The following is a 20,393-nucleotide window of genomic DNA, read 5'->3' as shown; positions in this document are numbered from 1 at the left end:
CGCTACTCGGTTCCTACGGTATGGAGGGTGACTTCATCTGCTTGCGCACCGCCCCACGCGGACCTCGTACTGCCGTGCCTCGACGAGGCCGAAGCACTCCCCTGGGTGTTGGGGCGCGTGCCCGCCGGATGGCGGGCCGTCGTCGTCGACAACGGGTCGACCGACGGCTCCGCGGAGATCGCCCGAAGCCTCGGGGCGACCGTGGTGCACGAGAGCCGACGCGGTTTCGGTGCGGCCTGCCACGCCGGGCTGCTCGCGGCGCAGGCCGACTTGGTCTGCTTCTGCGACTGCGACGCCTCCATGGACCCGGGGCTGCTCGCCCCGATGGCCGCACGGGTGGCATCGGGTGAGGCCGACCTGCTGCTCGGCCGCCGCCGCCCGCAGGGCTTCGGCGTATGGCCCGCGCACGCCCGCGCCGGGAACCTGGCCCTCGCACGGATGCTGCGCCACCGCACCGGCCTGCGGCTCCACGACCTCGGACCGATGCGGGTGGCGCGCCGGGAGGCCCTGATCGGCCTGAGGCTGACCGACCGGCGCAGCGGCTACCCGCTCCAAATGGTGGTGCGCGCCGCGGACGCGGGCTGGCGGGTCGCCGAGACGGACGTCCCGTACCTGCCCCGCTCGGGTAGGTCCAAGGTCACCGGGACCTGGCGGGGCACCTGGAACGCCGTACGCGACATGCGCCGGGTCCTGGCGGAGCCGCCCGGCGCAATGTCCGCCTCGGCCGGGGAGGTCTCCGTATGAGCACCCTCCTCGTCATCGCCAAGGCTCCCGTGGCGGGTCGGGTCAAGACGCGCCTCACTCCGCACTTCACCCCGCAGCAGGCAGCCGATCTGGCACGCGCCGCACTCGAGGACACCCTCGCAGCCGTGCTCGCCACTCCGGCCGGGCGCCGTGTCCTGGTGCTCGACGGGCGACCAGGGTGCTGGGTGCCCGAGGGCATCGAAGTCGTTCCGCAGACCGCTGGCGGCCTCGACGTCCGACTGGCCGCGGCCTTCTCCCACGTCGACGGACCCACCCTGCTCATCGGCATGGACACACCCCAGGTCACCCCGGATCTCCTCGCCCAGGGCCTCGACTTCAGCGAGACCGACGCCTGGTTCGGTCCCGCCGACGACGGCGGGTTCTGGGCGCTCGGCCTGGCCGAGCCCGACCCGGCGCTGCTCCGCGGTGTCCCCATGTCAGTGGCGCGCACCGGGCGGGAGCAGCGCCGACGGCTGACCGCGTCCGGGCGCACGGTTCGGGACCTGCCCGAGCTGTGCGACGTGGACACCCCGGCCGACGCGGCACAGGTCGCGGCCGCCATACCCGGCACACGCTTCGCCACCCTCCACGGTGGCCTCTGCGCGGTGACGCGATGACCACCCAGCTGACCGAGCCCGCCCTCGCCTGGCGTGCCGACCCGTACGCCGAGGCCCTCCGCTCCGGCCGGGGCCCGCTCTACCTGCGCCGAGGCGACGGCTGGCTGCTGCCTCTGGAGGTCGAGCGATGGTGCGCCGAACCCGACGCGGCCGACGCCACCGTCCTCGACCGCTGCGACGGCCCGGTCCTGGACATCGGCTGCGGACCCGGCCGCCTCGTCACCGCCCTCGCCGCACGCGGACACCGGGCTCTGGGCGTGGATGTCGCCCCGGAGGCGGTGGCCCGCACGGCCCGCGCGGGAGGCAGCGCCCTGTGCAGATCGGTCTTCGATCCCCTGCCTCGTGAGGGCCGCTGGGACACCGTGCTGCTCATCGACGGCAACATCGGCATCGGAGGTGATCCGGCCGCCCTGCTGCGCCGCGCCGCCCGACTGGCCTCACCGTCCGGCTCGCTGCTGGTCGAGGTGGCGACCACCGAGGTCGACGAACGCGTCGAGGTCCACGTCGACGACGGCCATGGCGGCCGCGGGGCGCCCTTCCGGTGGGCCCGGCTCGGCACGCGGGCCCTGTGCGCCGAGGCCCCGGAGGCCGGCTGGACCCGCGCCCTCACCTGGCAGGCCGCGGGCCGCAGCTTTGTGGGCCTACGCCGCTGACGACGCGACGTGGAGGGGGCCGACGCCGGACACGTGTCGGCCCCTTCTCCATCGCCCCGGGCTCACCGCCGCTGAACCGCCCGTCGCAGGCATGCGCGCACCCCGACGTACGCGAGCGTGATCACGGCGACGGCCGCCATCGTGAGAAGCCAGTTCCGCGCGTAGTCCAGCGGCAGAACCGTCGCGTTGGCCACGCCTTCGGGGCGCAGGAGCGGCGGCAGGGCGATGGCCGTCAGCGAGCCCGCGACGATCAGCGCGGCGCGCGGAACTCCACTCAGACGCAGACCCGCCGCCGCGGCGAGCGCGGCGATCGCGACGACGAGCGGTGCGATCAGCCCGTCGTGCACGAGGACCCCACCGGCGAGCCACACGCCGACCCGCCACGGCTCTGGTTGGTCCAGCACCAGGGCACCGCCGAAGGCCATCAGGACGATCCCACAGCCGCCCAGCACGTACCGGAACACCATCACGTCACCTCCAGTCGGCCGACCCACTTGGTCTGGAGCACTCCGGGCCGGTTCGGGGCGATGATCCGCGCCGGGTAGCCGTGGTCCAGGGACAGGACTTCGCCGTTCAGGCCCAACGCCAAGAGGGTGAGCGGGTCCTGGGCATACGTGCGGCCCATCTCCATCACCCGGTACGCGCCCGCCGCCTCCAGTGACACCACCCGGCACCGTGCCCCCGGGCCGCCGCCCGCCCGGTGCAGCAGGTCGCGCATCCGTACCCCCGTCCAGCGGGCGGACTTGCTCCAGCCCTCGACACATGCGATCGGCAGGCTCACCTGGTACTGCGGCATCGCGCGCAGTTCCTCCAGAGTGAGGCTGTACGGGCGCGGCCCGACGATGGTCAACCGCCAGTCGGTCAGCGACGCCGCGGTGACGCGTGCCGCGGCGGCCGTGCGGTTGACCGGCATTCCCTGCGGCCCGTGGTCCGGGCTGCGCGGTCCGAACAGCTCCAGCGGACCGAGTGCGGTGACGGACTGGCCGACCGTCGTCAGCGTGACGGCGCCGACCCCGGCCGCGACGGCCGCCAGCAGCCGGCGGCGGTCCGGTCCATCGGCGGCGGGAAGGGCGATGGTGGCGGGTGAGCGGCGGGTGAAGTGGTCCCGGATCTGTGGCCATTGAACGGCGACGTGGAGCAGCAGCGCTCCCAGCAGCAGCCAGCCGACGGCGTAATGCACGGACACAAACGGGAACGGCCATGGGTACCACTGGAAGGTGTTCAGCAGCCCGGTGAACAGCTCGAAGATCCCCGCGGCGACGAGCACCGCCACCGAGAGGCGTTCCAGCGCGTGACGGACCGACCGGACCGGCGGCCACGTGAAGAGTCGGGGGTAGACCGTCCACAACTTGACCATCAGCAGCGGGATCGCGGCTATGCCGGAGGCCACGTGCAGCCCCTGGGTGAGCCGGTAGCCCCAGTACGGGCGGCTCGGCAGCCGGTCGGCGAGCCAGGCGGGCGGGTGCTGGAGGTAGTGGCTGAGCACGCCGGTCGCGAAACAGACGACGATGGCGAGCCCGAGCCAGCGGCCGATCGCGGTCGCGGTACGGGCATCATGCAGACGCGCCGTGAAGGTGATCGACGGTCCAGGAAGCGGAGTTGAGCGCATGAGCCCATGACACCCCCGCCAAGGCACCCGTGGGTGGTCGGAACACCTTACGAAACACGGACACTCGGGGCGCCCGACCCCACTTCCAGAACTGTTCCTGGAACGCTGCGGACGTGAACCCGCGCACCGCCCTCACCGCCACGTCCCTCGCCGCACTCACCACCGTCCTCGTCCTCACCATCCGGTACGACGGCTACTCCGCCGACCCCGGCGGGCTGTTCTGTTGGTACGCGGCGTGCTGGGTGCTGTTCGCCGGCGCTCTGCTCGCGATGCGCCGGGTTCCGTCCTCCCATGTCCTGCCCCTGCTCGTGGCCGGGGCGATCGCCGTCACGGTGACCGGACTGGTGGCGCCGCCCCGGACCAGCACCGACTCGTACCGCTACGCCTGGGACGGCCGCGTCCAGTCGGCCGGCGTCTCCCCGTACGACCACGCTCCGCAGGACCCGGAGCTGGTCCGGCTGCGCGACTCGTGGCTCTTTCCCACGGGGGCGGCCTGCACCGGCCCCGACCGTGCCCGCATCCCGCATCCCGGACCGGTACGGCACTGCACGCGTCTCAACCGGCCCGCCGTACACACCATCTACCCGCCCGTGGCCGAGGCGTACTTCCTGACCGTCGACCAGCTCTCCCCGGAGGGGGCCCTGCACAAGCCCCTCCAGATCGGCTCCGGCCTGATCTCCCTGGGCGTGACCGGTGCGGTGCTGCTGATCCTGCGCCGCAGGGGCACGGATCTGCGGCGGGCCGCGTACTGGGCGTGGTGCCCCGTCGTGCCCATCGAGGCGGTCAACAACGCGCATGTGGACGTCCTCGGGGCGCTGTTGGCCGTGATCGGACTCGGACTCGTCGCCGTCCTTCCGGACCGTCGCTCGGCCGGCGGTCTGCTCCTCGGCGCCGCCGTCGCCACCAAGCTCATGCCCGCCGTCGTCCTGCCAGGGGCGCTGTCCGGAGTCCGCCGCGTCCGCGACGCGGCCGTCGTGCTGCTGCCCGCCGCCGCGTTCACCGCGCTCGCCTACCTCCCGTACGTCCTCCTCTCGGACGGTTCCGTTTTCGGCTACCTCGGCGGCTATGTGGAGGAGGAAGGCTACGACGACCCCGCGGACGGACCCCGGTACGCGCTGCTCCGCCTGGTCCTGCCCGACAGCTGGGCGCTCCCCGTGGTCCTCGTCGTCATGGCGGGCGTGTCCCTGTACGTGATGTGGCGCGGTGACCCGCACCGGCCATGGAGCGGCGCACTCCTGGTCACCGGCTGGGCCTTCGCCCTCCTCACGCCCGGCTACCCCTGGTACGCCCTCCTCCTGGTCGCCCTCGTCGCACTGGACGGACGCTGGGAATGGCTCGGCGTCGCCCTGGCCGGCCCAGCCGTCTACGTCCTCGGCCGGGTCTTCGACCACCGGGAGCCGACGGCCGCGATCGCGTACGGCCTCGCGGCCCTCCTCGTCCTCGCGGCCGCTGCCGGGCGGCGGCGCCGCGGAACCGGAACGCGTCAGCCCGAAGACGTCTCCATCCAGACATCGGGGCCGGGGCCGCCGCCCCCGGCCCGGACCGCGAGCCGGCCGACGTAGTGGCGCCGGCCCCCGGCGTGCGCGGCGCGTGCCTCCGGGGAGGGGAGTCCGCTGTGGAGCAGGCGCGATGAAGGCCGACGTCCTGACCGAGACAGTGATCGCCGTACCGTCCGACCGGGTCGCCTCCTACGCGGCCGGCCCCTCGCACGCCCCGGACTGGTACGCCAACATCGACTCCGTCACGTGGCAGACCCCGCCGTCCGTCGCGATCGGCTCCCGGATCGCGTTCACCGCGCCGGCGACCGCACCCGCATGACACTGCGGAACCGGGGCGAGCCCAGCGGCTTCGCCGTACTCGCCGCCCCCGCGATCGCGTCCGCGATGCGCCGCACCCAGAGCAAGGACCTGGCACGCCTCAAGGCGCTGCTGGACCGGCAGGTCTGAGGCCGACCATCTTGCCTCGATGCCCCGTCACTTGGGCGGCAGTGTGCTCGCGAAACCCACGGCCGTCGTAACCCAGTGGTCGAGGACCTGATCCTCCGCTAGCGCGGGGCCGCCGATGGTCACCCAGCCGCGCATGGGCTTGCCTGTGAAGTCCATCGGGCGCGCCTCCGGGCGGGCCAGGGCCACCTCGGCGTGCTCGGGGCCCACCCGGGCGATCAGCTCGTCGCCGATCACGCCCACGGTCATGGTCCCTCCGAGCAGGAAGGCCAGGCCGCCGAACATGCGCTTCTCGGTGAGGTCCGGCCGCTCACCGAGCCCGTCCCTGATCCGCTGGGCCATCCCTTCGTCATAGGTCATGGAACCCCTTCTTCCGCACGACCCGACGACGCGCCGTGCGGGAGAGGCCGAGACCCGACCGGCACCGCTCGGGTCTCGAGCCGCCGGCCCCCGCCGTCACCGCGCGGCTTCGCGTGCTCGTCGCTCGCGTCGTGCCGCTCGTCGTCGAGGCGCCGATTCGTGCCACCTTCGGACGAGGAGGGTCGCCGCCGAGGCGCCGAAGAGGGCAGCTGTGACAAGCAGCCAGCGTCCCAGGAACCCGTCGGCCGGGAGCCCTGTGTACGCGGTGTAGTGGTCGACCCGGCCCAGGATCAGCGGCCACCAGACCAGCAGCAGAAGCCCCGATACGAAGACCGGAACCCGCACGTAGTTGACGCTCGGCCTCGGCGGCTCCTCCCCCGCACCTGCCTTCTCCCTGAACAGGCGCTGCGCGGCCCGGTCGGTCACCGCGTAGAGGGGGAGCAGGACGAGGTCGTGGAGGAGTGCCGCGCCGACGAACCACAGGGCCACGCCCAGGGTGTCCCCCTTGAGCAGCCGGACGCCGGCGTACGCGGCGAGCGCGAAGGAGGCCAGCACGAGGAGCAGGTGGAGCGGGGAAGCTCCGTAGCGGCGGCGGAGGGCAGCCATGTGGCTCATGCCGGTTCTCCGAAAGTGATCCGGGTGACCCATTTGGTGTTGTGGACGCCGGGCGCGCCGGGGACGATCACGCGGGCCGGGTAGCCGTGGTCCCGCGAGAGCACGGCTCCGTTGACGCGTACGGCCAGAAGTGAACGGTGGTCGCGTACCTGGTTGTCCCTCAGGACGACGGAGCTGAACGCCCCTCCCCGCTGTACCGATTCCACCAGGGCCCGCGGGGTGTCCGTGCCGCGCCCGACCAGTGCGGCCAAGTCCGTGAGCCGAACGCCGCTCCACAGCTGGTCGGGGGTCGACCAGCCCTCGACGCAGGCGATGGGCAACGCCGCTTCGTGCTGCTCCATGGCCAGGAGCGCATCTCGGGTCAGCACGACCTGGCGGCCCGCGCTGCGCACGGTCAGCCGCCAGGCGGGGCCGATGTCGCTGGGCCGGATACCGACGGATGCCGCGGTCTTGTTGATCTGGAAGCCGTTCGGTCCTGAGCCGGGATCCCTGCCGTGCGGGGCAAGCAGCGCCGTCTGGCGCCACCAGCCGCCGACGCTCTGCCCGGCCGTCACCACGAACAGTGCCAGGGACCCCAGTCCGACCATGCCCAGGGCGCCCCGCCGTGAGATGGTCGGCGGCGCCGGCCGGGGCGACACAAGGCCGGCCGCCTCCTCCGTACCGGCTTCCGGCAGCTCGCGTCCGTACCTCACCGCGCGCAGGGCACGCGGCAGCCGGAAGGCCACGTGCACGACGAAGGCGCCGATGAACACCCATGCCCCGTAGAAGTGGAGGACGTAGAAGGAGCCCGGGAAGATGTAGTGCAACTGCACGTTGAGGATGCCTGTGGCGAACTCGAAGCCGGCGCCGCCCACCAGCAGGAGCAAGGACAGGCGCTCGATGCCGTGGCTGACCGACCGTACGGGCGGCCACTGGAACAGCTTGGGGATGACCGACCACAACTTCGCCAGCAGCACAGGCACGAGGACGACGCCCAGGACCACGTGCACGCCCTGGTTCACCCGGTAGAGCCAGTACGGCGAGGTCGGCCAGGAGAACAGGTAGAAGCCGAGCCACCCCTTGTCCGGCGTCTGGTCGTTGACCGGAGACAGATCCGGGTTGTACGCGGCGTACGACAGCAGGCCCGTCACGAACAGCAGCGTGATGCCGACCAGCAGGACGAGTCCGAGCACAGCGGTCAGCCACAGCCCCCGCAGCGGGCTGCGCCAGAACTCCGGCCGCGTCGGCCCCGGCGGTGGCCCCGACACGGCAGCCCGCAGACGCGTCAGCGGAGCCGGCCGCCTAGCAGGCTCCGACGGCACCCGGGATGGGGGCTCGGGCCGATTCCGCTCGCCGCCGCTCGCCTCCACCGGGACACTCCCCACACTCGCCGATCGTCGGAGAAGAACATCCCGCACCGGAAACCGGGCCGAGCCCGTGACACGCCCACTTGAGGCCGCCCAGTGCCTCCCATGGGCGCCGTACGACGTCGATGCACCGCACCTGCGTGGCGTCCCCGCGACCGGTCACCCCTGACCGGCGTCCGTAACTCCCTCCGCGCCGGCCTTCACGTGGTCAAGGCTCCACGCGACCGGTGTGGTTCACAGCCGTCGGCGACAAGGGCGCCCCGCCGTCCTCCCTGCCGGTGCCGGGCCTGCCCGACGTGCCGTTCACGCTCGACACGCTGACGACGATCGCCCCGTACGCCTTCGCGATGGCGCTGGTCGGCCTGATGGAAACCCTGATGACCGCGAAGCTGGTCGACGACATCACCGACACGCATTCCAACGAGACCCGCGAGTCCATCGGCCAGGGCATCGCCAACATCGTCACCGGCTTCTTCGGCGGCATGGGCGGCATGGGCCATGATCGGCCAGACGATGATCAACGTGAAGGTCTCCGGCGCCCGCACCCGGCTGTCCACGTTCCTCGCCGGCGCGTTCCTGATGGTGGTGCATCGCCTTCGGCCCGGTCGTCTCCGACATCCCCATGGCCGCCCTCGAAGCCGTCATGATCATGGTGTCGTTCTCGACCTTCGACTGGCACTGTTCGCCACGCGCGTCGCCCACCTCGCCGACGTCACCGCTGTCACCTCTGTCACCTCTGTCACCGACCCGGACGGCACGACGGTGGTCTACCGGGTGACCGGAGAGCTGTTCTTCGCTTCTTCCACGACCTGATCGGCCGGTTCGCCTACGCCGCCGCCCCGGACAAGGTCGTCATCGACCTGTCCGCCGCGCACATCTGGGACGCCTCTTCCACCGGCGAGCTCACCAGCCACCGACCGGAGGCGGGCACGCCCGCACAACGGACCCCCGGACTTCGGGGGCGGGGGTCCTTGACTCTTCCCGGCAGGGCCCTCGGGCCGGCAAGCCGTGCCGCGTGTGAGGTGGCAGCGCTCCTGCGGATGGGTCCCAGCCACCGGGCCGGCGAGCAACACTGTGAGTAGGCGGACACCGTACTGATCCGATCACCGGGAGCGCCCCGAGGGCCTGCGGCTCGGGCGGAGGACCGCCTGCTTCAGCCCTGGGAGACGGAGATGAACGGCTCGGTTCGGATAGGGCGAGTTCTCGGCGTGCCCCTGCGCGTCCACTGGACCGTACCCCTGCTCGTGGTCCTCTTCGGGTACAGCCTGGGAAGCCAGACGCTCCCCGTCTGGACCCCCGCCCAGTCGCCCGCCACGTACACGGTCGCCGGGCTGGTGGGGGCCCTGCTGCTCATCGGAAGCCTGCTGGCCCATGAGGCCGCGCACGCGTTCATCGCCCGGAGGAAGGACATCCCTGTCCAGGACGTCACGCTCTGGGCGCTGGGCGGGATGACCCGGATGGGCAAGCCGCGCACGGCCGGCGCGGCCTTCCTGGTAGCCGTCGGCGGGCCGCTCACCAGCCTTGTCGTCGGCGCGGCGGCGCTCGGTGCGGGAGTCGGACTGAACGCCTTGTTCGGCTGGGCGGTACCGGCGGCCGTCCTGGTGTGGCTGGCGTGGGTGAACTTCCTGCTGGGAGTGTTCAATCTGCTGCCCGCCGCGCCGCTCGACGGAGGGCGTGTGGTGCAGTCGGTGATCTGGTGGCGAACCGGAGACCGGGACCGGGCCGAACGGGCAGCCGCACGCAGTGGGCAGGTACTCGGCTTCCTGCTGATCGCCGGCGGCTGGGTCTACGTCCTGCGCGGTGGCTTGGGCGGTCTGTGGCTGATGGTCGTCGGGTTCTTCGTCCTGATCGTCGCCAACGCGGAGCGACGGCAGGCCGGAATGGCCTCGGCCCTGCACGGGGTACGTGCGGCGGAAGCCATGTCGAGCCCCGTGGAGACCTGCCCCGACTGGCTCACCGTGGAACGCTGCGTCGACGACGTCGCGATGCGGGCCCGCCATTCCGCCCTGCCCCTGACCGACTTCGAAGGCCGCCCCAGCGGCCTGGTCGACCTGTCGCAGATGGCGAAGATCCCCGTGACGCAGCGCAACGAAATGCGCGTACGTGACGTGGCGACCCCACTGTCGCAGTGCACCACCTGCACGCCGGACGACCTCTTGGAAGACGTTCTCGAAAAGGCCCGCCCGAGCAGGAGCGGCATACGGATCCTCGTCACTGACGGTCGACTCCTGGTAGGCATCATCACCGCACGTGACATCGCCCGGCTCGTCCAGCGCCACTCGCTCCGCGGTACGAACAGCGACACGGGTAGCGGATGAACCCGGGTGGTCGCCAACCCTGCGGGGCTCGCCTCCGCCGACATCATCGGCGAGCATGGCGGATGAGCAAGTTCCCGCTCATCAAGGAAGTCGTCGTGGGCAAGGGCGTCGCGGTCTCGATCTTCTGGTCGGTCGGTATGGCGAGGGAGCCGGCCCACGCGGCGGCCCCGGCGGCGGCCCGCTGCGGCGTGGTCACCTCGGGATTCCCGGAGCCCTCGCCGGCGGCGCTCAATCGCCGGACGTCTGCCCCCGGCCCGGCACCTGGGGCGCCCTCGCGGCCTCGGCCTCGGCCTTCGCGTCGCTCACTACGGCGGCGGCCTGCTTCGCGACCTCGTCAGCAGCCGCGGCAGCGTCGAGCGGAAGCGGCGAGCCTGCCTCGAGCTGTGGAGGCCCGCCTTCGTCCGGCGTGCCGTCGGCATCGGTGGGGGTTGCTTCCTCCGGTTGCGCGGATCCGGGAAGACCCATCGTCGACTGATCGCCGAATGCGTGGGTGACGGCGCGAACTGCCTCGGTCAGCTCGCCTGGGATCACCCAGAAGGTGTTGTTGTCGCTCTTCGCCAGGTGCGGGAGCGTCTCGAGGTATTTGTAGGCCAGGATTTTCGGGTCGGCGTTGTTGCGATGAACGGCCTGGAAGACGCGCTCCACCGCCTTGGCCTCGCCGTCCGCCCGCAAGATCATGGCTTGCTGGGTGCCTTGTGCTTCGAGGATGTCCTTCTGCTTCGTGCCCTCCGCGGTAAGGATCTTGGCCTGCCGCTCCCCTTCGGCGTGCAGGATGGCTGCACGCTTGTCGCGTTCGGCCCGCATCTGCTTCTCCATGGCCTCTTTGATGGTGTGCGGTGGGTCGATGGCCTTGATCTCGACGCGGTTGACCCGGATGCCCCACTTGCCGGTGGCGTCGTCGAGGACGGTGCGGAGCCGGGTGTTGATCTCCTCGCGTGAGGTGAGCGTCTGCTCCAGGTCCATGGAGCCGATGACGTTCCGCAGGGTGGTCACGGTGAGCTGATCGATCGCATGCAGGTAGTCAGCCACCTCGTAGGCCGCCGCCCGCGGGTCGGTGATCTGGTAGTAGAGCACGGTGTCGATGTTCACCACGAGGTTGTCCTCGGTGATCACCGGCTTGGGCTCGGACGAATACACCTGTTCGCGCACGTCGAGTTTGGTGTTGACGCGGTCCGCCACCGGCACGACGAAGTTCAGGCCGGGTTGGAGCGTCCGCCGATACCGGCCGAACCGCTCGATGTTGTAGCGACGCGCCTGCGGCACGATCCGCACCGTGGCGGCCACGAGGAAGACAACAACAATCGCCGCCACAAGAATCGGGATGACAAACGGATCCACAATTCCTCCGTCCGGATGTGTTCGGCCGCTTCATGGAAGGAGTTCGCAGGGATAGACGACCGCTGTAGCACCTTCGATCTCCATGACATCCACCAGCGCCCCCACCGGGATCACATGGCTTTCGTCAAGGGCGCGAGCCGACCAGTCCTCCCCGGAGATCTTGATCAGGCCGCGGCTCGCGGTGACCTCCTGCATGACCTCGGCCCGCTTGCCGATCAGCGCATCGCTGCCCTCACGGGTCAGCGGGGCCTGTGACATATGACGCAGCGCGACAGGACGGACGATGAGGAGACCCGCTGCCGCTGCCACTCCGAGCGCCACGAGCTGGCCAAGAAGGCCGATGCCGACACCGGCGACGACAGCGGCAACCAGTGCAGCGCCCGCCAGCAACCCGAAAACCAGTGTCAGGGTGAAAAACTCCGCGACACCAAGCACCCCGGCAGCGAGCAGCCAAACGAACCACGGCATCGAGTCAGCCTCCGTCAGAGATCTACCCACCAACCAATCACCCGGAACCTGGACATAAGGGACCCGTCCGGCCCGGTCTGCGTCAGGACGCCCGGACGGCGGCCTACCGGCGAACAGAACGCCAGAAGCAGGCCGACAAGGACCGCACCGCGAGAAGCGCCATGGAAACGGGGGCGACGCTCGACTCCGAGCCGTCCACTCCGACCGTCACCGGTTCGCCGGTAGTCGCCTCCGTACCTCACGTCCAACCTCGCCCCGGACGACCGTCACCGCTACGGGATGCGCGACGGCGGCGGCAACCGTAGGGAGATCGGCAGGTCACACGGTCTGTGGCCCCATGATCCGGACGAGCAGGTCGTCGAGGCTGATCAGGCCGGTGAGCGCACCCTGGGCGTCCCGTACGAGGGCGAGGGAGGCGCGGCGCTGGCGGAGCTGTTCGACGGCGTGGGAGATGGTGTCGGTCGAGGACAGCTCCGGCACCGGGCGGGCGAGGTCGCGCGCCGTAAGAGCCCTGCCGCGCGTGCGGGCGACCAGCGCGTCTCGGGCGTGCACAGAGCCGAGAATCCGGTCTCCGTCGCGGACGAGGAGGCGGGAGCGGTCCGCTTCGGAGGCGCGGGCGAGGACCGTGTCCAGACCGGCTCCGGCCGGGACGGTGACGATGTCGGCAGCCGGGGTCTGGAGTTCGGCGACCGGGGTCTGCGGTTCGGTCAGGGAGCGGGTGATGAGCTGGGAGTCGGTCTTGTTGATCAGGCCGAGGCGCTCGGACTCCTCCACGAGGTGGGTGAGCTGTTCGCGGTTGTGGACCGCGGTCAGCTCGTCGCGGGGCTGGACGCGGCACATCCGGACGAGCGCGTTGCTGACCCTGTTGAGCAGCCAGAGCAGCGGACGCACGGCCTTGACCACGGCACGGAAGGGCGGGGTGAGCAGCATCGCCGAGCGTTCGGGGTGGGCGATGGCCCAGGACTTGGGTGCCATCTCGCCGACGACCATGTGAAGGAACACCACGATGATCATGGCGACGGCAAAGGCGATGCCGTAACTCAGCCCCGTGGGCAGTCCAAGCTCCACAAGCAGCGGGTCCAGCTCGTGGGAGATGGCCGGCTTGGAGATGGAGCCGAGCCCCAGCGTGCAGATGGTGATGCCGAGCTGGGCGCCGGCGAGCATCAACGACAGTTCGCTCATGCCGGCCAACGCGGCCTTGGCGCCACGCTGCCCGTCCGCGACGGCCTTCTCGATGCGGTGCCGCTTCGCGGCGACCAGGGCGAACTCGGCGGCGACGAAGAAGCCGCTGCCGACGAGTAGCAGAACGGTGACGAAGAGGGCCATGGGGAAACTCATACCTGGGCCTCCTCAGCCTGCTCGGCGATGGTCTTCTCGATGCGTACGCGTTCGGGGACATGGCGGTCGAGGCTCAGGACCTCGATGCGGACGGCGTCCACGGTGAGCCGGTCGCCGATGGTCGGGAAGCGTCCGAGGCGGTCGATGATCAGCCCGGCCACGGTGTCGTAGTCCTCGTCCTCTGGCAGGGCGATGCCAGTGGCGTCCTCGACCTCGTCGAGACGGCGGCCCGCGTCGACGCGCCAGCCGTCACCGTCGGGCACCGCGAGGGCGACGACGGTGTCGGTCTCGTCCGCGATGTCGCCGACCAGCTCCTCGGCGATGTCCTCGTACGTGACGACGCCGGCGACGCCGCCGTGCTCATCCAGGACGACCGCGAACTCGTCGTCCCGTTCCCGCATTTGCGCCACTGCCTGCGGCAGCGGGAGTGTGTCGGGGAGCAGAAGTGTCCGGCGAGCCGCCTCCCCCGCGGTCGTCGTGTCGAAGTCCGCGGCCGGCAGGCGCATCAGCTCGTTCACGCCGAGAACGCCGGCGACGTCATCCGGGTGATCCCCCAGGACGGGGTAGTTCGAGTGGCCGTACTTCGCGATGAGCTCGACGGCTTCGGTGAGCGTGGCGTCCTTGCGTACGAACACGGCGTCCACGCGTGGCACCATGACCTCGTCCATGGTCCGCTCGGAGAACTCCAGGGCGTGGTCGAGGAGTTCGGCCGTGTCGGCCGGCAGCTGGCCCTGCTCGTGGGACTCCCCGATGAGGTGGCTGAGCTCTTCGAGCGTCGCGCCGTGGTGCAGCTCCTCGACCGGCTCGATGCCGACCTTGCGCAGCAGCTTGTTCGCGGCGCCGTCGAAGACGTGGACGACCGGGCCGACGATCTTCAGGTAGACGAGGGTGGAGGAGGCCAGCGACTTGGCGAGCCGTTCCGGCACGGCCAGCGCCAGGTTCTTCGGCGCCAGCTCGCCGAGCACCATCTGCAGCACGGTCGCCACGACGAAGGCGAGGACGACGGAGATCGCGGAGACGGCGCCCTCGGAAAGCCCCGTCCCCTCCAGTGCGGGCTTCAGCAGCGCCGAGACCGACGGCTCGGCAAGGAAACCGACGACCAGACCGGTCACGGTGATGCCGAGCTGGGCGCCGGAGAGCATGAACGAGAGCCGTTCGAGGACCTTCAGGGCGCGAGCGGCCCGCTTGTCGCCGGCCGCTGCCTCGCCTGCGAGCGCGATGCGGTCGGCGGCGACGTAGGCGAACTCCTGGGCGACGAAGTAGCCGGTGCCGGCGGTCAGCACGAGGACGGCCAGCAGGCCGAGAGCGGCGTTCATCGGCTACCGCACCCCATCACATAGGGGCGCGTCGATCTGGCGGACAAGAAGGTGCTCCTCACACAAAGGGTCGGGACTGAAGTATCGGGGGCGGGTACGCGGCAGGCCGCCGCGTGGAGCTCACACGGCGGCGGCGCCGACCAGCTCCTCCAGGACGTCCTCCATCGTCACGTAGCCGAGGACGGCGCCCGCCTCGCCTGTGACAGCGGCGAGGTGGCTGTCGGCTGCCCGCAGCGCGGTGAGCGTGTCGTCCAGCGGCGTGTCGATACGGACGCGGGTCACAGCATGGAACGCGGTACGCGGGAACGGCTTGCCGCGGTCGACGACGCCGAGGGTGTCCTTGATGTGCAGGTAGCCCAGAACGGCACCGGTCGGGCCTGTGACCGGGAAACGGGAGTAGCCCGAGCGTGCCGCCGCCCGCTCCAGCGCGGCAGGCGTGATCCGATGGTCCACCGTGACCATCCGGGCCGCCGGGACGAGGATCTCGCCGACCGGCCGGGTCCCCAGCTCCAGGGCGTCACGCAGCCGCTCGCTGTCGGCGGGCGAGAGCAGCCCGGCCTCGCTGGTGTCCTGGACCATCCGGGCGAGCTCGTCGTCGGTGAAGACGGAGGACACCTCGTCCTTCGGTTCGACCCGCAGCAGGCGCAGCAGCGCGTTGGCGAAGGCGTTGATCCCGAAGACGACCGGCTTCAGGGCCCGGGTCAGGGCGACCAACGGCGGGCCGAGCAGCAGCGCGGTCCGCACGGGGGCGGCGAGCGCGATGTTCTTCGGAACCATCTCGCCGATCAGCATGTGCGCGTACGTCGCCAGGGTCAGCGCGATGACGAACGCGATCGGGTGGACCAGGGTGTGAGGCACGTGCGTCGCCTCGAAGACGGGCTCGAGGAGGTGGGCGATGGCTGGTTCGGCGACCGCGCCGAGCACCAGAGAGGACGCGGTGATGCCCAGCTGAGCCGTGGCCATCATCGCCGAGACGTGCTCCAGGCCCCACAGGGTCATGCGGGCACGTCGGTCACCCTCACGGGCCAGCGGCTCGATCTGGCTCCGGCGCACGGAGATCAGGGAGAACTCGCCGCCGACGAAGAACGCGTTCGTCAGGAGCGTCAGGAAGCCGATGGCGATCTGGACGGCGGTCATCGGGCCATCCCGGCGTGCTTGCGCTCCGAAAGGCGGTCGGGCTCGGTGATGTGGATCCGGTCCGCCCGGTGGTGCTCGATGTCGAGAACGTCGAGCCGCCAGCCGTCCAGCAAGATCGCGTCGCCCTGGGCGGGGATGCGGCCGAGCCGGGTGGCGACCAGGCCGGCAACCGTCTCGTACGGGCCGTCCGGCGCCCTCAGTCCTATCCGGGCCAGCTCGTCGATCCGTACGCCTCCGTCGGCCTCCCAGGTGGCCCGGCCGTCCTCGGTCGGCGGCGCGGGGAGCAGGTCGGGGACTTCGACGGGGTCGTGCTCGTCGCGGACCTCGCCGACGACCTCCTCGACGATGTCCTCCACCGTCGCCACACCCGCCATACCGCCGTACTCATCGATCACGACCGCCATCGTCCGGTGCTCCCGCATCCGCTCCAGAAGACGGTCGGCGGCCAGCGTCTCGGGCACGAGCAGTGGCTCGGTCACCAGCTCGGTGATCGGAGTGGCCGCGCGGGCGGCCGGTTCCAGGGCGAGGACGTCACGAATGTGGACGGTGCCGATCACATCGTCCAGCGAGACCCGGTAGACCGGGAAGCGGGACAGGCCGGTGGCGTACGTGAGGTTCGCGGCGTCCGCGGCCGTGGCCCGGGCCTCCAGGGCGCGAACGTCGACGCGCGGGGTCATCACGTTCTCCGCCGTCAGCTCGCTCAGGTGGAGCGTACGGACGAACAGCTCGACGGAGTCAGCCTCGATGGCGCCCTCGGCGGCCGAGTGCCGGGCGAGGGACGCCAGCTCGGCGGGGGTGCGGACGGTGGTCAGCTCCTCGGCCGGCTCCAGGCCGAAGCGGCGTACGAACCGGTTCGCGGTGTTGTTGAGGTGCCGGATGAACGGCCCGAAGGCAGCGGTGAATCCCCGCTGGGGTCCGGCCACGACCTTGGCGACAGCGAGGGGGTGCGAGATCGCCCAGTTCTTCGGGACCAGCTCGCCCACGACCATCAGCACGACCGTGGAGATCGCCACACCGAGAACAGTGGCGACCGAGGACGCCGCGCTGCCCAGACCGATCGCTTCCAGCGGACCGCGGAGCAGTGCCGCCAGGGACGGCTCGGCGAGCATGCCTATCACCAGCGAGGTGACGGTGATCCCCAGCTGGGCGCCGGAGAGCTGAACGGTCAGCCGCCGCACGGCATGCAGCGCACCTTCGGCGCCGCGTTCCTTCGCCGCGACGGCACGCTCCAGTTCACCGCGCTCGACGGTGGTGAGGGAGAACTCGGCCGCCACGAACACCGCACACGCCAGCGTGAGGGCCAGGGCCAGAAGCAGCAGAAGCACTTCGGTCACCGTGCCGCCCCCGCTCCTTGGCTCGTCTCGGCCGGGCAGGCGGTGGCACGGCTGGTACTGGGAGGCTCACCCATTGCGGGTCGCTCACTCCTTCTCGTCCTCAGGAGGAATCGGATGGTCAGGCAAGCACGTAGGCTTCTACACCACTGTAAAGGAAAGGCAAACACGCATCGAGAGCCGAGGGTGTGTCTCCTCGTCAGGGCACGGAGTGCTGGTGGACCCGGGACTCGTCCGTCACGTCGCCACCCTCCTCGCGGCGGAGCCGGCCCCTGCCCTTCTCCACACGCATCTTTCGGACTTTCTCTCCGAAGCACCTCTGGGCGCCCTTCCGTTGAGGCACCCGACCCCTATTCTTCTACAGTCATGTAGAGGGCACGGGGCCCGGCTCACGCACGCGTCGGCGGGCGGATCCAGTCCACGGGCTCATCCGTTACCCCTGAGAGGGCTGTCATGGCTTCGATCGACCTGGACAACATGCTGGACAAGGCGTGGGCGGACAAGAACCTGCCCGAGATCCTCGCGGCACCCGTCGCTGCTCTCAAGGGCGTGTCGGACCGCGACGGCGACCTCCTTCAGGAGGCGTTCGGGGTCAAGACGATCGCGGACCTCGCCGATCTGAAGTATGTCCGCTGGGCCCAGGCCCTCGTCGGCCTGGACACGTCCGGCAAGTAACGGCACACCGCGCCGGTGCGCCGGCTGCGTCCTCGGAAACACACGTACACAAGAAGGAGTGAACGCCACGATGGTGTTCAAGCGGCTGCTCGGATCCCTCGGCATCGGCGGCCCCGCCGTGGACACGGTTCTCGACCCCGGCACCGTGACGCCGGGCGGCAGCCTGACCGGTCAGGTCCATCTGAAGGGCGGCGACACCGACTTCACGATCGAGCACATCACCCTCGAACTGGTGGCCCGCGTCGAGGCCGAGCACGAGGACGGGGAGTCCGAAGGCATGGTCGTGTTCGACCGTTTCACCGTCGGTGGCAACCTCCGTCTCGCCGAGGGCGAGCAGCGCAGTGTCCCGTTCACGGTGAGCCTGCCTTGGGAGACGCCGATCACCGAGCTGTACGGCCAGGGCCTCGGCATCGCCCTCGGCGTACGGACCGAGCTCGGCGTCGCCGGCGCGAAGGACAAGGGCGATCTCGACCCGCTCGCGGTACGGCCACTGCCCGTCCAGGAGGCAATCCTCGAAGCGCTCGGCCAGCTCGGCTTCGGCTTCAAGTCGGCCGACCTCGAACTCGGCCACATCCGGGGCACCGGCCAGCAGCTGCCGTTCTACCAGGAGATCGAGATCACCCCAGCGCCGCAGTACGCGCATCAGGTGAACGAGATCGAGGTGACCTTCCTCGCCGGACCGGCCGGAATGGAGGTCGTCCTGGAGGCCGACAAACGCGGCGGCTTCCTCTCCGAGGGCCACGACGCCGTCAACCGCTACACGGTCAGCCACCACGGCGTCGAGCAGGTCAACTGGAACGCCGAGGCCGAATCCTGGATGAGGCAACTCATCGAGCACCGCGCCTCGTACGGATCGCACTCCTCCTACGGATCCCACGACGCCTACGGTCACAGCCACGGTGACGGGCACGGGCGCCGCTCCGGGCCGGGCATGGGCACGGCGGTCGCGGCAGGTGCGGCAGGGATCGCCGTCGGTGTCGTCGGCGGAATGGTCGCGGCCGAAGCCGTCGACGAGATCGGCGACTTCTTCGAGGGCGACGAGGAGGAAGGCGGCGAAGGCTGAGATATCGGCCTGACGGGCGCACGCCCGGATACCCCTGGGCCCGCGACCGCTTCCGGCCGCGGGCCCTCCCCACGACCGCCGAAGCTCCACACCGTACGTCCACCCGGGTCTTCCGGTACGCGTCCACCGGCTCCACCTCTACGGGACTGCAGATTTCAAGCTCGGGGGGACAGGGACGCCACCCCTCTCCCAGGAGCCCGCCACGCGCCCGCCGGCGGTGCGAAACCGGGCGTCGTCCCGGACGCCCTCCGATTCACCGCCACAGCTCGCGACGGACGTCCGTTCGAGGCTTCACAGCTCGCGGGCAAGCCCACGGCTCTGTGGTTCTGGAAGCCGTCGTGCGCCAAGTGCCGCGCCCAGGGCCCCGAGACCGTGATGACGGCAGACTTGTACGAAGGAGAGGTCAACGTCGTCGGCATCGCCAGGGCAGGAGGGGCTGCCTTCATGGACGGGTTCATCGCCTCCACGGGCACGCGACATGTGCGCCACCTGACGGATCCGGATCGGCGTATCTGGGAACGGTTCGGAATCACCGGGCCAGGTGCGTACGAACTGCTCGACTCGGCGGGGGAGGTCGTCGTTCGCGGCCCGGACCTCGACGGACGACTCGCCAAGGAGGTCACCCCTCTCATGTCGTGGGCCTAGCGGAGTTGACCGGAACGACGCCGATCATGCACCACCCTGATAGCTTCTACATCAATGTAGAAGATGTGGGCGGTCCGGGCCGTCCCCCCATCCGGCCTGGACCGCCTCCGACACGTAAGGGAGTTCTGAAATGGCCCTGTGGGACCGCATCAAGGAGTCCGCATCGACGATGCAGACCCAGCTCATGGCGAGGAAGAACGACCTGAAGAGCGGCGCCTTCCGGGACGCCAGCATGGCGATGTGCGCGCTCGTCGCCGCCGCCGACGGCAACATCGACCCCTCTGAGCGGCAGAAGGTCGCCCAGCTCATCATGAACAACGAGGTGCTGCAGAACTTCCCCGCGCAGGACCTCCAGCGCCGCTTCGACGACAACTGCAACAAGCTCACCGCGGACTTCGACTTCGGCAAGGTCAGCGTCCTGCAGGAGGTGGCCAAGGCGAAGAAGAAGCCCGCCGAGGCCCGCGCCGTCATCCAGATCGGCATCATCATCGGTGGTGCCGACGGCGACTTCGACAAGGACGAGCAGGCGGTCGTACGGGAGGCGTGCTTCGCCCTCGACCTCCCGCCGCACGAGTTCGACCTGTAGTCGCCCGTCCAGGGTGGGGGCTCGTCCCGTCGTCGCGAGCCCTCGCCCTTCCACCCGCCACTGACCGCGGCGTTCTGTGGACGCTGCAGGATCCCGGAGGGCGGCACCCCGACCGCGGCCACGTCGCCGAGCGCGACCCGGCCGCCCGCCTCCCCGAGTAGACCCTCTACGGCCAACCCTGGGCCTTGGTCCGCTCAGGGTCCGACACGCGCTCGGGACAGTCGGGGTTGTGGCAGGGGCCTGGGGTCCACGCCGGCACGTAGACCCCGAGCGACTTGTGCCGCCCCTTGA

General features: G+C 70.5%; 22 protein-coding genes and 1 pseudogene. 12 read left to right on the top strand and 11 right to left on the bottom strand.

The genetic code is table 11. The features are described from left to right. The first annotated feature begins 27 nt into the window (after nucleotides 1-27). Genes ACZ3OF_RS02925 through ACZ3OF_RS02915 form a run of 3 tightly spaced genes read left to right on the top strand, consistent with a single transcriptional unit; the run spans nucleotide 28 to nucleotide 2,014 of the window. A complete protein-coding gene (locus tag ACZ3OF_RS02925) occupies nucleotides 28-744 on the top strand; it encodes a glycosyltransferase family 2 protein (RefSeq protein ID WP_361666563.1) in 717 nt (238 codons plus the stop codon). Next, nucleotides 741-1,361 carry a TIGR04282 family arsenosugar biosynthesis glycosyltransferase gene (locus tag ACZ3OF_RS02920; RefSeq protein ID WP_467302307.1) on the top strand — a complete coding sequence of 207 codons (621 nt, stop codon included), beginning with the start codon at nucleotides 741-743 and terminating at the stop codon, nucleotides 1,359-1,361. The genes ACZ3OF_RS02925 and ACZ3OF_RS02920 overlap by 4 nt, the downstream gene beginning before the upstream one ends. Then, nucleotides 1,358-2,014, top strand: a complete 657-nt coding sequence (locus ACZ3OF_RS02915) for a class I SAM-dependent methyltransferase (protein WP_361666565.1) — start codon at nucleotides 1,358-1,360, stop codon at nucleotides 2,012-2,014. The genes ACZ3OF_RS02920 and ACZ3OF_RS02915 overlap by 4 nt, the downstream gene beginning before the upstream one ends. 62 nt (nucleotides 2,015-2,076) lie before the next feature. Here ACZ3OF_RS02915 and ACZ3OF_RS02910 read toward each other — a convergent pair whose 3' ends face one another. Both ACZ3OF_RS02910 and ACZ3OF_RS02905 read right to left on the bottom strand, forming a co-directional pair. After that, nucleotides 2,077-2,481, bottom strand: a complete 405-nt coding sequence (locus ACZ3OF_RS02910; protein WP_467302304.1) for a hypothetical protein — start codon at nucleotides 2,479-2,481, stop codon at nucleotides 2,077-2,079. After that, complete coding sequence (locus tag ACZ3OF_RS02905) at nucleotides 2,481-3,623, bottom strand: molybdopterin-dependent oxidoreductase (RefSeq protein WP_467302302.1); 1,143 nt, start codon at nucleotides 3,621-3,623, stop codon at nucleotides 2,481-2,483. Before ACZ3OF_RS02905 ends, ACZ3OF_RS02910 begins: the two co-directional genes overlap by 1 nt. Before the next feature lie 113 nt (nucleotides 3,624-3,736). Here ACZ3OF_RS02905 and ACZ3OF_RS02900 point away from each other — a divergent pair, with 113 nt between their 5' ends. From ACZ3OF_RS02900 to ACZ3OF_RS02890, 3 genes are all read left to right on the top strand, one after another. Next, nucleotides 3,737-5,185 carry a glycosyltransferase 87 family protein gene (locus ACZ3OF_RS02900; protein ID WP_467302300.1) on the top strand — a complete coding sequence of 483 codons (1,449 nt, stop codon included), beginning with the start codon at nucleotides 3,737-3,739 and terminating at the stop codon, nucleotides 5,183-5,185. Between the two features lie 67 nt (nucleotides 5,186-5,252). Beyond that, on the top strand, nucleotides 5,253-5,441 hold the full coding sequence (locus tag ACZ3OF_RS02895; RefSeq protein WP_361666571.1) for an SRPBCC family protein: 189 nt from the start codon (nucleotides 5,253-5,255) through the stop codon (nucleotides 5,439-5,441). Beyond that, nucleotides 5,438-5,569, top strand: a complete 132-nt coding sequence (locus ACZ3OF_RS02890) for an SRPBCC family protein (protein ID WP_361666572.1) — start codon at nucleotides 5,438-5,440, stop codon at nucleotides 5,567-5,569. Before ACZ3OF_RS02895 ends, ACZ3OF_RS02890 begins: the two co-directional genes overlap by 4 nt. A gap of 27 nt (nucleotides 5,570-5,596) precedes the next feature. Here the strand turns inward: ACZ3OF_RS02890 and ACZ3OF_RS02885 are convergent, their stop codons facing one another. The 3 genes from ACZ3OF_RS02885 to ACZ3OF_RS02875 all read right to left on the bottom strand — a co-directional run bounded on the left by ACZ3OF_RS02885 (nucleotide 5,597) and on the right by ACZ3OF_RS02875 (nucleotide 7,788). Beyond that, a complete protein-coding gene (locus ACZ3OF_RS02885) occupies nucleotides 5,597-5,926 on the bottom strand; it encodes a TfoX/Sxy family protein (RefSeq protein ID WP_361666574.1) in 330 nt (109 codons plus the stop codon). A 96-nt stretch (nucleotides 5,927-6,022) separates the two neighbouring features. Next, the gene (locus ACZ3OF_RS02880; protein WP_467302827.1) at nucleotides 6,023-6,532 is read right to left on the bottom strand and encodes a hypothetical protein; all 510 of its coding nucleotides are present in this window, start codon (nucleotides 6,530-6,532) and stop codon (nucleotides 6,023-6,025) included. A 5-nt stretch (nucleotides 6,533-6,537) separates the two neighbouring features. Continuing rightward, a complete protein-coding gene (locus tag ACZ3OF_RS02875) occupies nucleotides 6,538-7,788 on the bottom strand; it encodes a molybdopterin-dependent oxidoreductase (protein WP_467302295.1) in 1,251 nt (416 codons plus the stop codon). Between the two features lie 341 nt (nucleotides 7,789-8,129). On the opposite strand from ACZ3OF_RS02875, the pseudogene ACZ3OF_RS02870 reads away from it, so the two are divergent. Both ACZ3OF_RS02870 and ACZ3OF_RS02865 read left to right on the top strand, forming a co-directional pair. Then, nucleotides 8,130-8,969, top strand: a pseudogene (locus ACZ3OF_RS02870) (SulP family inorganic anion transporter); the annotation flags it as partial. A gap of 90 nt (nucleotides 8,970-9,059) precedes the next feature. Beyond that, entirely contained in the window at nucleotides 9,060-10,205 is a 1,146-nt protein-coding gene (locus tag ACZ3OF_RS02865; RefSeq protein WP_361666575.1) for a site-2 protease family protein, read from the top strand. Nucleotides 10,206-10,433: 228 nt separating this feature from the next. Here ACZ3OF_RS02865 and ACZ3OF_RS02860 read toward each other — a convergent pair whose 3' ends face one another. The 6 genes from ACZ3OF_RS02860 to ACZ3OF_RS02835 all read right to left on the bottom strand — a co-directional run bounded on the left by ACZ3OF_RS02860 (nucleotide 10,434) and on the right by ACZ3OF_RS02835 (nucleotide 17,136). Next, nucleotides 10,434-11,543, bottom strand: a complete 1,110-nt coding sequence (locus ACZ3OF_RS02860; RefSeq protein WP_467302293.1) for an SPFH domain-containing protein — start codon at nucleotides 11,541-11,543, stop codon at nucleotides 10,434-10,436. A 30-nt stretch (nucleotides 11,544-11,573) separates the two neighbouring features. Beyond that, on the bottom strand, nucleotides 11,574-12,011 hold the full coding sequence (locus ACZ3OF_RS02855; protein WP_361666577.1) for an NfeD family protein: 438 nt from the start codon (nucleotides 12,009-12,011) through the stop codon (nucleotides 11,574-11,576). Nucleotides 12,012-12,329: 318 nt separating this feature from the next. After that, nucleotides 12,330-13,349: a hemolysin family protein gene (locus ACZ3OF_RS02850; RefSeq protein ID WP_361666578.1), complete on the bottom strand. Its 1,020-nt coding sequence runs from the start codon at nucleotides 13,347-13,349 to the stop codon at nucleotides 12,330-12,332. Next, nucleotides 13,346-14,665: a hemolysin family protein gene (locus ACZ3OF_RS02845; protein WP_361666580.1), complete on the bottom strand. Its 1,320-nt coding sequence runs from the start codon at nucleotides 14,663-14,665 to the stop codon at nucleotides 13,346-13,348. Before ACZ3OF_RS02845 ends, ACZ3OF_RS02850 begins: the two co-directional genes overlap by 4 nt. Nucleotides 14,666-14,785: 120 nt before the next feature. Further along, entirely contained in the window at nucleotides 14,786-15,802 is a 1,017-nt protein-coding gene (locus tag ACZ3OF_RS02840; RefSeq protein ID WP_361666582.1) for a hemolysin family protein, read from the bottom strand. Next, a complete protein-coding gene (locus tag ACZ3OF_RS02835) occupies nucleotides 15,799-17,136 on the bottom strand; it encodes a hemolysin family protein (RefSeq protein ID WP_361666583.1) in 1,338 nt (445 codons plus the stop codon). The genes ACZ3OF_RS02840 and ACZ3OF_RS02835 overlap by 4 nt, the downstream gene beginning before the upstream one ends. Before the next feature lie 450 nt (nucleotides 17,137-17,586). Here ACZ3OF_RS02835 and ACZ3OF_RS02830 point away from each other — a divergent pair, with 450 nt between their 5' ends. The 4 genes from ACZ3OF_RS02830 to ACZ3OF_RS02815 all read left to right on the top strand — a co-directional run bounded on the left by ACZ3OF_RS02830 (nucleotide 17,587) and on the right by ACZ3OF_RS02815 (nucleotide 20,102). Then, nucleotides 17,587-17,808 (top strand): hypothetical protein, encoded by a 222-nt coding sequence (locus ACZ3OF_RS02830; RefSeq protein WP_361666584.1) that lies wholly within the window; start codon nucleotides 17,587-17,589, stop codon nucleotides 17,806-17,808. Between the two features lie 70 nt (nucleotides 17,809-17,878). Beyond that, nucleotides 17,879-18,871, top strand: a complete 993-nt coding sequence (locus tag ACZ3OF_RS02825) for a sporulation protein (protein ID WP_467302825.1) — start codon at nucleotides 17,879-17,881, stop codon at nucleotides 18,869-18,871. 3 nt (nucleotides 18,872-18,874) lie between these two features. Continuing rightward, nucleotides 18,875-19,516: a redoxin family protein gene (locus ACZ3OF_RS02820; protein WP_467302823.1), complete on the top strand. Its 642-nt coding sequence runs from the start codon at nucleotides 18,875-18,877 to the stop codon at nucleotides 19,514-19,516. A gap of 130 nt (nucleotides 19,517-19,646) precedes the next feature. After that, nucleotides 19,647-20,102 (top strand): tellurite resistance TerB family protein, encoded by a 456-nt coding sequence (locus ACZ3OF_RS02815; RefSeq protein WP_361757009.1) that lies wholly within the window; start codon nucleotides 19,647-19,649, stop codon nucleotides 20,100-20,102. The last annotated feature ends 291 nt before the right edge of the window (nucleotides 20,103-20,393 follow it).

It is taken from the genome of Streptomyces sp. NPDC022552 (assembly GCF_055561875.1).
This window is presented reverse-complemented; position numbering and strand designations above follow the sequence as displayed.